Source organism: Erysipelothrix larvae, from assembly GCF_001545095.1.
Lineage (GTDB): Bacteria > Bacillota_I > Bacilli_A > Erysipelotrichales > Erysipelotrichaceae > Erysipelothrix > Erysipelothrix larvae.
On the sequence record NZ_CP013213.1, the window covers coordinates 1,379,278 to 1,392,323 of the forward strand.

A 13,046-nucleotide genomic window follows, 5' to 3' on the forward strand; every position below is an offset into this window, starting at 1 on the left:
AGAAAAAAACGTGATGAAGGTTTACAGTGGTCAATCCATGTCACCATTAGTTGTGATATTTATAAATTTTTTTATAATTAATTTAGTTATGTGGGTAGATTCTTTATGGAGGATAATCTAAAAATTGAGAATTTTAATTTACCCCTTACCGCTTATTAAACACCATACTTGCAATACTGTGTCCAGTTTCTTAAAGCAAACGCATATGAGCTGTATTTGTTAATCTAAAAGTGGACCAATTTTCAATTGAGAATTGGTCCATTATTCAGTTGACAAATACATGAACACACTAAAGTATGTATTGAATTTCTAATATTATGTATTTTAATGAAAGGGGCTAATTTATGAAGGGACAAAAACCTAATGGTCTTGTAATGTTGTTCTTTTGGTTTGTGTTTATGCCTGTATTTGCGATCTATACAATTATCAAAGAACTTTTAAAACAATACTAGTAATAACCTAAAATATTAATCATGAATAATTAAGTGCTAATGTATGATTTGCGAAGATCATTCATTAGCTCTTATGTTTTTACCGATTTCCAGATTATTCTTAAGAAATATAATATTGTTCAGAAAAATTTAATATTGGAATTTCTTTGAGATTTTTAATTAATTAATGAGACATAATACGAGAAAATATTTGGATATGCATTATATTTCACTTTAGAATGTACAGAACAGTTTTTATAATGTAAGTTAGGGAACAGAAGTATTATACGATTCTATACTTCGACATGACCTCCGATATACTTAACTGAACTAATTCTATAATGTTCAAAGATTTAGAACCATAAATAGATTGTGATGTTATGATAAGCTATTTGAATATATAATAAAAAACAGTCTCATATGTCATCATCTAATAAGTAATGTTGAAGTAAAGGCTGTTTTTTGTTTCTTTAATATTTTTATGTCCAATAATCATTTTTGTTTCAGGGCTTGTAGCTTATATCAAAAACAATCATTAACTTTTTCTTCCAAGCAAAGTAAAAACTTAGACCAATCCCAGCAATTTTTGCTGACAAATATTCACCAATTCTTCAAGAAGTTCGCATTATTACTAATTACAACTTCTTTTCCAAGGGAGCTTCGACCAGCAGTGTGCATAATACTGTATTTGATTATTATAAACCGATTATAAATTAAATTAATTAATTCACAATCATCATAAGTAATTATCCATTGCCCATCTCCTAAATGTTGAGTAATTACATCCTTCAATTCCACATGATCATTTTCCATAAAATAGTTTTTATATAATTGATGTCCTTTATTAACATACGGTGGATCAATATTGTAAAACAAAGTATCAATTCGTTGATGGAGTTCATTAATTATCAAATCACTCGCATCTCTGTTAAACAATTCTATGTTTTCACTAAAGCTAGCAATTAGCTCTATCCTATTTTTTATATTTACCTTATTATAACGACAATCAACTTTATACTTACCTTTTTGGGAAACCCCCCCCATTGGTCCACCCGAAATAACACCCGAATAGTTTACTCTATTTAAATAAAATGTAGCAAATCCATCATCTAATACAGATGTATCTTCACTTATATATATCGATTTCTGTCTTTCTCTCTCTTCAATTGTCACTGGCGTTTCATCTAAAAGTTTTAGAAAGTTTTCAGTATCATGTATTACGGAATACCAGAAATTATAGATGTGAGAATCAAAATCATTTAGAATTACATTCTGTACAACTCCTTCCACAAGTAGTGCTAAACCAATTGCGAATCCACCAGCGAAAGGCTCTACATATGTTTTGTCTTGAAGTCCGTTTTCGACAATCAGTTTTTTGACTTTATCGTAAATTTTAAATTTACCTCCTGGATATCTCAGTGGAGAAATTGTTTGTTTCATAATTATTTCCTCTTCTCAACGAGTTTACAATATTCTAAATAAGAATTTGGCAACCAATCAGATAAATCTAATGGATTAAAAAATATCATATTGGAAACATTGTCACTTTTTTTCAATAATGCTGGTATAACTTCGATATTATTCAATACTTCTTTTTTGGCAATTCTTGAGTTTTCTTCGATAAGTCTGAGTAGCGGTTCTAAATAATCTTGTTGCTTGCTTTCACTGTATGGTTGAGGATAAACATCAAACTGAGCATAATCTAGTAACTGTAACGCTAAGTCCCTATTAAACAGGTCATGATTTCTTTGGTTCCAATAATTATCTAGACAGTTTTTACATGCTCTAGAACATTCACACTCTGTCAAAATTCTCCTTGACTGATCTAGTACTTGATCTAATATTGAACCAATCAATGTAGAGTATCCTGCTCCACTGGATAAATTGTCATAGAAGAAAAACTCAAGCGATGAATCATCTGCTTTCCCAATTCTAGGACGCCAACCACCACTAATCTCATTATAGTCAATATCTAAAACTATTGAAATGGATTTTTTTAAAACCTCATGTAATGAAGTAGCAGCGGATTTTAGGATTGTTTTCTCATCAATACGACCACTTCCAACAAGTTTCTTCGTATCATAAGAAATATCGAGCATAAACATATCAGTTAGAAATTCATACCCTAAAAATATATTCGCTTCCACTGAACCGTTATGTTGACAAACGCTATAGCCATGGTAAGGTTGTGTTACAGAGAATTTATTTGTAACAAGATCATTGGAAACTTCAGCACCCCCGCATTTCTTACATACGTTAAATCCATTTTTTTGTTTTCCCATATTAACAGTTAAAACGTTACGATCCGGGAGATTTGAAAACTTTATGTTACTCGATTTATACCGTTGCATTTTGGTATTAGAAGGAACATAAGAATAAAATGGTGCTTCAGTAAACGTGTATTGTTCATCTTCATCTTCAAACTTTACAGATTGTCCTTTAATGGGTGCAAATCCCCATGGTCTTAACATTTTATTTTTTGTATACTCCGATCCACAATAAGGGCAAACAGGGTGACTTGATGATTCATTTTCTAAACCGAACCAATTGCATTCTGAACAGACAAGAATATTTTTGAAGTAATCTCTGTTGTTAAAATAATATTCTGCTTGATTATCTTCATATCCTTTCGGCTTTGGATTGGAATAAATTCCACCACTTTTATATATTTTTTTGTCAATTGTTATAAATCTACCGGGAGCATATTCGCTTAAAGCAACAGAAATATCACGATCAGGAGCATATTGAATTTCTCTGTTAGCGCTTTTATAGTTCTTCAAATCTTTTTCAACATAAAACTTAACAACATTCTTTGGGAACGAATATGATGGTATAAATCCTTCTTTATAAAACACATCAAAAACACTAGTTTCTTTATCATTATTCATAAACTCCTCCCGTCGATTATGAAGAATAATTGTATCATAGATTTCATTAAATAACTTAATAGTACTCACGGTAGACACAGAATTCTTCAACTCGAAGTCTTTTGCATATTCAATAAACAATGATCCGTATTTCTCACAAAAAGTTATAATTCCTATATCCATTATTCCATCATACTTTGTACGCATTCCATCACTCGACATAAAACTATTAATCACTAACATATTAATATGACGTTGTTTAATTTTGTGGTTCATTCGATCTATCCATGGTTTTCGTGGGGCACCAGATATCATTTCCTCAGGATTAGAAAAATAATGACTATCGTGGGTTCCACCAGATGCAAAAGTAACAATCGTAGAAATACCCGAGTTAGTTCGCCCTGCACGTCCAGCTCTCTGTTGATAGTTTTCTCTCATCGGTGGTATATTTCGTAACCCAACAGCAGTAAGTGAACCAATATCGATCCCAACTTCCATAGTTGTAGTGCAACTTAATACATCAATGGAATCTTCCCCATTTTCACCAGCTGTGATATCTTGAAACTTCAATTCATATTTCTCAGTGTTGCTTCGACTATTACTTCTCGGTTCTTTATGTGAAAGTTGTGCAGTATGTTCCTCTGTTTCAATTGTCTGAATTTTCTCTTGAGTTTCTAGAGCTCTTATAATAGGTTTGCGCCAAAAATCAAATCGAGTCAAATCATCATTACCAATAATCTTTAGATCGACTGACTGATAACAAGCAGCACATTTATCTCCTAACTTAAAAGGAGATAATTTACCACAGTGCATACATTTATACCAAGGAAATTCTTCACTAGTAAACTCAATTCTTACCTTTCGCAAATTAATATAGTATTTACTCTTTTTTGAGGAATCAAAGAAACAATCCCGAATAATGTCCAATAATTCTTGAGTTTGGTTATCACTTATATTAAATAGACTTTTTGATGTATCTACAAGATTTTTGTCCAAAGACTTAATAAAATCAAAATCTAACCCAAAATCATTATTCATACTTCTCCCTGGAAGACCTCGTCTCACATCATCATCAATAGTATGTCCTAATGCTGCTTCACCATCCATCACATCCCAAAATAGAGTAACTAAAAACTGATAAAACAAATCACTATCAATTATAATGTCATTCTCTTCCAATTCCTCAAGACATTCATCTAGTAATATTGATTTTGGGGCTAAATACCCAAGCCCAATATCTTTAAATGAACGAGGACTTTCTGTAAAGAACGTTAAAAGTTGCTCATAGTATTGATCAGGAAGTTCTTGAAAATCAGATACAACATCTAAAAAATTAAACACATTACCTTTGTTTTCAATTCTTGCTTTTCTTCTTGAAAACTTTCTTTTTTGATCTTGAAATAATAACTTACTAGACCCGTTAAAAAAACTAAGTTTATTATCTGCGCACACTTCTAAGAAAGCTGGATATAACTCAGCTAGGGAACATTCGTACGAAGCAGTATTTGCTCTTAATGAAGCTAGTAATATTGCTTTTCTGAAAGCATCAGCATCTGATGACTTCGATAAATCTAATGCTAGTTTTGCAGCGATTTGTCTTGAATCAGAAAAAAGAAGCACTTTTTTCCCTTGGTTAATTAAATTAGATTTTGGAGTTTGTAATTCAAACTGCGCTTTAGTTAGATTATAGAACGGGATATTTCCCTTTGTAGATAAATCAGAAGGTTTTTGTAACCTCATTTGTTTCTTGCATTTTGGACAAACATTAAAATTATATGACTTTGATTTCGTATCAAAGTCATCAGTATAAATAACGGTCAGTAACCCATCATCATCCTGTGGTGATAAATACAATTTACCAGTATACGGATCAAGTGCTCCAATATTATCTTTTGATCTTCGATGATATCCTTTGGGAACAATATATAGAAGCATCTCATTTAGTGAATGTACATCTCCACTCAATCCTCTTTTTGGAAATGTATACCAAAATGACTCCCCTTCATTTTTCTGAATGTATACTCTTAGATACAAACCACCACATTTTCTATGATTTAGAATTTCATAAACTTTTCCGTTGCATTCACATTTTTCCTTAGGAATAGCGATTACTTTTCCTATTGGAAGTTTTTCTTCAGAAGAATACTTTGCATACTTACATTTTGGATTAGTGCATGCATACAAACCTTGTAAACCTCTTAAGAACATATGTAATCTTACTGGAAAAAGAACATTTCCATTTTTTGTTGCTAAGGAAGCAACTACAAGTAAAGAGTCTAATGCTTTATCTGAATTTGGATGATTCCCAAATAATTCTTGTTTAATAGTGCTGTAGGATTTTGCCCCATCTCGACATATTTCGTTTAGTTTCACAAATGCTTCATATCTATACAGATTATCATATAGCCAAGTTTGTAGTTCTTCTTGATTCATATCTTCGTTCAATTCTTCATTATAAACTGATTTTGAAAATGATTTAATTCTATCACTAATTTCATTACCATGAACTTGACTAAATCCAATAGAGACTAAAGCATCAACATTTGTTTGGATTTCAAAACTATTTGAAATTGATTTTTTTGTGCCATATAAGAATTCACAATTATTTGCAGGTTTACCAGTTAAACCTTCATAGAAAGCATTGATAGCTTCAAATTCCTCTTTAGGCATACTTGCAGTTGTTAAAATATATTGAACTTGACTTAATGAAATATCTAAACGAGAGTAGAGTCGTTCAAGTAGCAATGCAATCTCTCCCCCGGAAGATCCTCGGTACATATGTGCTTCATCTAATACAATTAGAAGTTTATTATCTGTAGATTCATGAAGCCAGTCTTTTGTTTGATCCCAAATGTTTGCCTCGCGCTGTCTCATCAGCATAAATTCTAACATTGAGTAGTTTGTGATGAGTATATCTGGCGGACAAGCTTGCATCTCAAATCTTGTAATCAATTCGGCATCAAATGGATCCGTCTCATGAATGTTTCTAGTTAAATTATCGACGAATTTTTCAAGTCCATCTTCACCATACCTTGCAGGATACTTATTAACAGATTTTAAGCCTTCAATATCCAAGATTTTCTTTTCTCTATCTGAAGTACGAAGATCGTCCAACAAATACTCTTTCCTAAATACTTCTGCTAGCTCTTTACTGTTTTGAGGTGTTTTTTTCCCTGGTGATGGTGTTCTGCCGGTGTACATTCCAAAATGAGGAATACGCTTTGCTTTCGTATCCTCGGTAAATATTTCTTTAAATTTCTCACTTCCAATATTTTTTCTAAATCTCGAAAGTTGATCAGAAACTAGAGCATTCATCGGATATATAATTAGAGTCCTAACAGCATTTCTTTCAAAGCTTCGTGGTTTATTCTTAGCTTCATAAAAGCTTTTTGAAATAATTGGCCATAAAAAACATTCTGTTTTCCCTGAACCAGTTCCTGTTGAAACAAATAAATCTTTTCCTTCCATAAATAATTCCAGAGACTTAACTTGGTGTTCGTATGGGTTTTCATAAATTCCTAAATTTGCATCAATTAATTTCACAAGTGAACTCTTAATATTATTATCTAAAGCTGCTGATAAACGAATTCCATCATATGATTTTTTATAAGACGCTGATGTCTCGATATATGGTTCCTGCGATATACTGGTGTGTTCCGAACAAAACTCCCCCAACAAATCCTCTTCATATAATAATAATGTCTCGCTATTTGCCAAATAATCCGATTTAATGTAATCTTTCAAACGAAGCCTAATTGATTCATAATATTCTTTTACTCCAACTGAATTACTCATATTATATTTCTCCTTCATAAATTACAATTCCTATATCATTTAATACACTCCCAACAAATGGCAATGCTTTATTAATAATGATGAAACTACTTTTATCAAATGCGTTACTAGCAGGCCATGCAAGGAGTAAAAGTAAGTAATATTCTCTATTAGGCAAGTGACCCTCAAATGACAATATAGAATAATTATTATCCAATCTTCTAACTCTAGCTCTCAACGGATTATCATATAATGACTTCAATGCAAAGTAGTCTCTACGATACTCATACGCTGTTAATGATCCATTCCTTTCATCTTCAATCATTTCTGCAAAATAGAAATCATTATTCCGGTTAATTACTCGGTAGTATGTTCGTGTTTTGATTCTACGCGCTATAGTAAATTCTGTGTTTGGACTTTTTTCCCAAGAGCTTGACGGCGATTTTTTCGAGAGGGGATTGAAGAACTCAAGCTCGTTAATATCAATTTCTTTTAGAGAGAAATCGCTAGAATCGAAATTACATAAACAATATTCTTGTGGACTTAGTGTGTCTCTAATTAAAAAGTCCTTAGTCTCAACTGGTAATACTATTGATTTTGGTGTAGTTAACACACCTAATCCACTAATTTCGTACCGTATATTTGGAAGTCCCAACATAATTGCAAAATCATTATCAAATATTAATCCATCACCAAAGTTTGAAACTTGTAACAAATTGGCATTTGTTAACGTCAAATACCCTGTTTCTAAATAGACTGTTTGAATGTGTAAGGATAGTTTTACACTAGATTCAGAATAAAGAATATTTTCTAATACTGGGAACAAATCAATATACTTTGCTATTAACTCATTTAAAGCAATCGAAATATGGTGTTTCGTCACTCCATCCATTTCATTAATTTTACTAGCTGCAATTGTTAAGCACCATTGACCTAGTGCAGAATAAATTACTCTAAATACATAAGAGTCATAGCCTTCATTTTTATAGCATGGGATGTCCATAGACATTCCCATTTTCTCAATCATATCTTTCATAATAAAAACCATTCCATTAGCTGTTTCCTTATATAGCAATTTCCGGTAAATCCAGCATATTTGACCAATCTTTCTGACTCATTAAAAGGAGAAATATTGGCGACATCCACACTATATGGCAATATACTAAACGCTAATTTGCCACATAAATCCTCTTCATTGCTAATATGATTACATTGAATCATAGCAAATCCTTTATTGTTATATAATTCAGTGATTATTTCTGTGATTACCTTAGTGGTTTTACGTTCTTGTTTTTCTTGACTAAATATATTTTCTACTTCATTAACCTGAGATGAGTTAGCAGTTAGACTAATACAAGCAGATAATTGACTAAATCGATTTACGTTTAGATATTCAACAGTATTCAAGAATTCAAAAGGGACGTAATTAAGTGTCTTATCATATGTTACCATTAAGAAAATTATTTTATTCTTATTGTTTTCAAGGATCGAAAATAATTCAGTTTCGTTATAGTTGCCAATGAAATCAACTAAACACTTAATTCTTCCATCCAAATTCAAGAACGTTTCTATTTCATTACTTCCTATTCCATTCGAATAATTTAACATCTGAATATCCTGGTGTCCAACTAAAGCATTGGAAATACATTTAACAAGTAATGATCCCGGTACTCGATTCAGTACTATTGGTTTTCCCAAAAACAGTATCTTTGTAAGATGATGAATCAATAATCGCTCTAGATCTCGATCATCAGATAGTAATATATTTCTAAAGTTATCCAATAAGTAGTCAGAAAACTCTTCCATATCAACTGGGACTAATGGTACGTTAGATTCTTGTTGTTTTCTTTTAATTATTAATTGAATTTTATTCTTGTCAAACCCGATTGGATATTTGAGTGTCCTTGTCCCATTAATTAGTTGTCTTAGCTTTTCCTCATATTGACAAATTATATTTTCAAGGTCATTAGTTTTTTCTCTAAGCTCAGCATTAATTTTTTCTTTCAATATTATCTCATCTTCCAGTTTTAATAGTTCTTTTTTTTCCTTTTCTATTCGCCCAATCTCAATCAATAATTCATTATTCTTTTCTTTAAGATTTTTCTCTGATTTGAATGACACTTCAATTTTTTTGTTTAGTTTTTCTTCCTCAATCCTGTTCGAATCATTAAGTCTTTGTAATTTCTTAATTTCATCAAGATGCCCTTTTGATATTGTAATCGCATGAGTGATAAACTCAATTTGATCATTAGTTATCTCAGTTTTGCTATCATATAATTTGAAAAACAAGGGAATATTATCCGAAAAGATACTTTCTGGTAAAACACGGATAAATGATATAAATTCTTTTTCACTCTTTTCAGTGTTAGGTGTTAATTCAGTTTCAATGTCATTTATCCATATACTAATTATTTGGTCAATAAAAGTAGCTATAAATGAATTTGACTTGTTTCGTATAATCAAGTCAGGACTTATCTTATCGATTGACTCAGGTCTAAACCCTCTAAATATTTTTGAGAATTGTTTTGAATTCCTCTTGGAATAGTCTATTCGAACCTGCTTCGGAATTTTACCCCAAATATATTTTGTTTCTTCATCTGTCAATAAACTTACATAATTCATAACTTACCCTCTAATATATATTGCTTTACAACGGTATTAATCTGTTTTTTCTCATAACAACCATATACATATTTTTTTGCTTCTTCACAAATTTCAAATCCATCAAACTCACCATCTCTTATACATTCTGTTCTTTTATAATATTTCAATATATCTGCTAGAATTAGTTTTTTTGAATTTACTAGTCTTTGTCTTGGGTAAACAACACCACATAATCTATTACCTGAGTAGCACTTGATCGTACTCCCTTTTGTCAAGATAACTTTCTGTCCACTGTTTAACTTATGTACACCTGAACTGTTAAATAAATGATACGACTCTGAACCAGTAAAAGAAGGAACCTTAAATATTGATGCTTCGTGTTTAGAAAATGTAATTTGATCAAAATCAGTCGAGGTATCTTGATGCGTAGCTAGTACAACATCGATATTCTTTGAATTTATTCTCAAATCAGAATCAAAACATACTCTAGTAATCCCTTTTTCATGCCTTCTAATATTATCTTCATCTATATTTATATTTCGTCGAAACTTTAGGTCAAATGATGAGTAAAGATATGAAAAATTAGTATTAACTAAGTATTTATTATTCTGATTTATTGCAGGAGGCCATAACAATGTTAGTGTTTCAGAGTCTTCTAATTCATATCCCCAAGATCTAATAAGATTCATTACTTCTTGACTTCGTTTTGTAAACCTAACAACCCGACCTATAAAATTTCTATCCAACGTCCTAAAATAAGTTGGTAACATTGGTGTTTTAATTTCTTGTGGATAATTAATGTCCATTGGTGAAGAGTAGAGTTCTTGATAAGTAATAAAATATGGTATATTTGTATACAAAGTTTTACTTAATACAAGTTTCGCCTTATACTTGGGCTCGTCTCCTAACATCTTAAAAAACGTAGGTCTGCTATTTGAATTGAAGATTTTTTTAACATCCGAGTAATTATAGTAGGGATTTGAAAGCTCATATTGGTTTGAAAAAAAATCAACTTCTATCTTCGCTACTGAGTTTGGAGAAAAGAATGTATGATTAATTGCAACCTTCTTTTTTTGACTTTTGTTATAGTGATTATATATTATAAGGTGTGAACGTTCTTTCTCAAATTTTGATATTTCTTCATCGGAAAAAGTAACTCCAAAATAAAAAGATTTGTTAAAATTATTATAATAAAAATCGCACTTTATTTTCTTTTTTTTCGGAAATAAATGTACTAATTTAGAATTATCTAAATGGCCTAAATACTTCTCACATTCAATGTCGTTATTACCATTTCGATGGCGGAAATGTGCTACCATACTACTACTATCCGCAGCCGCAATCTTTACTTCTTCACCACAATGTAAGCACTCATAACGAAGAGGTTCATAATCACTATTATCTTCCACAGAATCTGCAAATACTGAAATCTGAAGTACCGAATCAAACGCTTTCAGCATTCTGAATAACACCTCCTAATATAAACATATTTTTTTCAGTTAAAGTAAAGAAATATATACTTGAATTCTGTCCAAGCCAGAATAAATAGTTTGAGTTTTAATCAAAACTAAGTATAAGAAATGGCATTAATAAATAATTTAAACTTCCACTGTAATAAAATATAATCCTATTATATTTTATTACATAGATTAAATCAACACCACTATGAAAGCGATTTCTTAAATTATAGTAGATTTCATAGGATAAAATACTTTGTTTAACACGATGAGGCAAAAAAAAAGGAAGCTTTTCTTTTAGAATTAAGTTTCAAGACAAAATCTAAAGGCGACTTCCAATATACAATTCTATCATATTTATTGTGCATTAAAATCTTGCTCTCAGACAGTGTTGGTAACGAAAATAAGTGATTAGCCATATATGAGGCATTTTGTGTCGATTTTAATACAGTTGAGGTGACCTCTAGATGTGAATAAGTCCATCAATATCTCCATGAAACATTTTTTTTGTATTTGATAATCTAAAAGTGGTCCAATTCTCAATTGAAAACTGGTCCACTATTTTTATAACTTCAGAAGTGTGTGATAATGCTTTTGGAGGTGAAAGAGGTGATATCACAAATGAGCAAATATTCAATTATCACATTAAAAAAGAAAGGATGATCTAACAGAAAGATTGCCCTTGAATTGGGTATAGACCGAAAGACGGTCGCACGGTATCTTCAGGAATATAATAAATGTCAAATACAATTGATTGATAATCATGGTTTATCAGACGAAAGAAAAGTAGAAGTCATTGATCAAATTGTTGGGGACCGTCACTATGATGCAAGCAAACGAGGTAAGCGCAAGTTAACGCAAGAAATTCAAGCTTCACGAGAAACATTTATTCGACAAGATTATCGATATGGTGAGCGGTTAGAGTTTGACTTTGGAGAAGTAAAGCTTTTAATTAATGGTGAACCAAGAACATATTATCTCGCTGTTTTCTCATCACCAGCAAGTGGATATCGGTATGCATATTTATATCCAAACCAACGCAAACAAGTATTCATAGATGCACATGTTCGCTTCTTTGAGCATTCTAAAGGCTCTTGGGGTGAAGTTGTATATGACAATATGAGAAACGTCGTGAAGCGCTTTATAACGCCTTATGAAAAAGAAATTAATGATGATTGCCTCAAACTGGCACTCTATTATAATTTTGAAATTAACCTGACTAATATACGAAGTGGTCATGAAAAAGGAAGTGTAGAAAACAGTGTTAAGGTAATTCGAAATCGTGTATTCGCAAAGGACTATAAGTTTGAAACATTTGAAGAGGCATGTGTTCATCTTGAACAGACTCTTGATGAAATCAATATAAAGAGTTCAATCGAAGATGAAAAGAAAGAACTTCAACCTTACAGAATTCCTTATGAATTCGCTGATATCGAAGTATATAGTGTTGACAAGTATGGTTGTATACACGTTGAAAATAATTTTTATTCAGTCCCAGACTATCTCCAACACAAAAGAGTTACGGTCAAAAACACCGTAAATTCGATACGCATCTATTCAAATCACACATTTGTGTACGAACATAAAAAGATAGATGGTCACCATCAATATCAGCTTGTGTTGGACCACTATCTGAATACAATGATGACTAAGCCGGGATCTGTAAAGAATTCACTTGTCCTAAAACAACATCCTGAGCTTTATAACATCTACCATAATCATTATAAAACAAGAACTAAAGAGTTCATAGAAATTCTTCAAGAAAACAGGAATGAAACGTATAAAACGCTCAAAGATGCTTTAAAGTATCGGTTGGTTTCAAATGCAATTGACACCGTTGAGTATGATGACAGCATACAAGAACAATCACGTAAACAACTTAAGAAAATAAGCCAATTAATGCACTAGGAGAA

Annotated in this window: 6 protein-coding genes; 1 reads left to right on the top strand and 5 read right to left on the bottom strand. The window is 31.4% G+C overall.

From position 1 onward, the window contains the following. Positions 1–1,031: 1,031 nt before the first annotated feature. From AOC36_RS06460 to AOC36_RS06480, 5 genes are read right to left on the bottom strand one after another with little or no spacing between them, the layout of a single operon-like run. Positions 1,032–1,871, bottom strand: a complete 840-nt coding sequence (locus AOC36_RS06460) for a DNA adenine methylase (RefSeq protein ID WP_067632605.1) — start codon at positions 1,869–1,871, stop codon at positions 1,032–1,034. A gap of 2 nt (positions 1,872–1,873) precedes the next feature. Continuing rightward, the gene (locus tag AOC36_RS06465) at positions 1,874–7,093 is read right to left on the bottom strand and encodes a DEAD/DEAH box helicase (protein WP_067632607.1); all 5,220 of its coding nucleotides are present in this window, start codon (positions 7,091–7,093) and stop codon (positions 1,874–1,876) included. A 1-nt stretch (position 7,094) separates the two neighbouring features. Then, complete coding sequence (locus AOC36_RS06470; protein WP_157777154.1) at positions 7,095–8,108, bottom strand: hypothetical protein; 1,014 nt, start codon at positions 8,106–8,108, stop codon at positions 7,095–7,097. Beyond that, the gene (locus AOC36_RS06475) at positions 8,105–9,694 is read right to left on the bottom strand and encodes a hypothetical protein (RefSeq protein WP_067632611.1); all 1,590 of its coding nucleotides are present in this window, start codon (positions 9,692–9,694) and stop codon (positions 8,105–8,107) included. Before AOC36_RS06475 ends, AOC36_RS06470 begins: the two co-directional genes overlap by 4 nt. After that, positions 9,691–11,136: a hypothetical protein gene (locus AOC36_RS06480; RefSeq protein WP_067632613.1), complete on the bottom strand. Its 1,446-nt coding sequence runs from the start codon at positions 11,134–11,136 to the stop codon at positions 9,691–9,693. Before AOC36_RS06480 ends, AOC36_RS06475 begins: the two co-directional genes overlap by 4 nt. 747 nt (positions 11,137–11,883) lie before the next feature. Here AOC36_RS06480 and AOC36_RS06485 point away from each other — a divergent pair. After that, positions 11,884–13,041: a Mu transposase domain-containing protein gene (locus AOC36_RS06485; protein ID WP_067632615.1), complete on the top strand. Its 1,158-nt coding sequence runs from the start codon at positions 11,884–11,886 to the stop codon at positions 13,039–13,041. The last annotated feature ends 5 nt before the right edge of the window (positions 13,042–13,046 follow it).

What these genes read in the sequence shown, in the direction of transcription:
- AOC36_RS06460 (WP_067632605.1), bottom strand. Translation starts at nt 1,871, where the DNA reads ATGAAACAAACAATTTCTCCACTGAGATATCCAGGAGGTAAATTTAAA.
- AOC36_RS06465 (WP_067632607.1), bottom strand. Translation starts at nt 7,093, where the DNA reads ATGAGTAATTCAGTTGGAGTAAAAGAATATTATGAATCAATTAGGCTT.
- AOC36_RS06470 (WP_157777154.1), bottom strand. Translation starts at nt 8,108, where the DNA reads ATGAAAGATATGATTGAGAAAATGGGAATGTCTATGGACATCCCATGC.
- AOC36_RS06475 (WP_067632611.1), bottom strand. Translation starts at nt 9,694, where the DNA reads ATGAATTATGTAAGTTTATTGACAGATGAAGAAACAAAATATATTTGG.
- AOC36_RS06480 (WP_067632613.1), bottom strand. Translation starts at nt 11,136, where the DNA reads ATGCTGAAAGCGTTTGATTCGGTACTTCAGATTTCAGTATTTGCAGAT.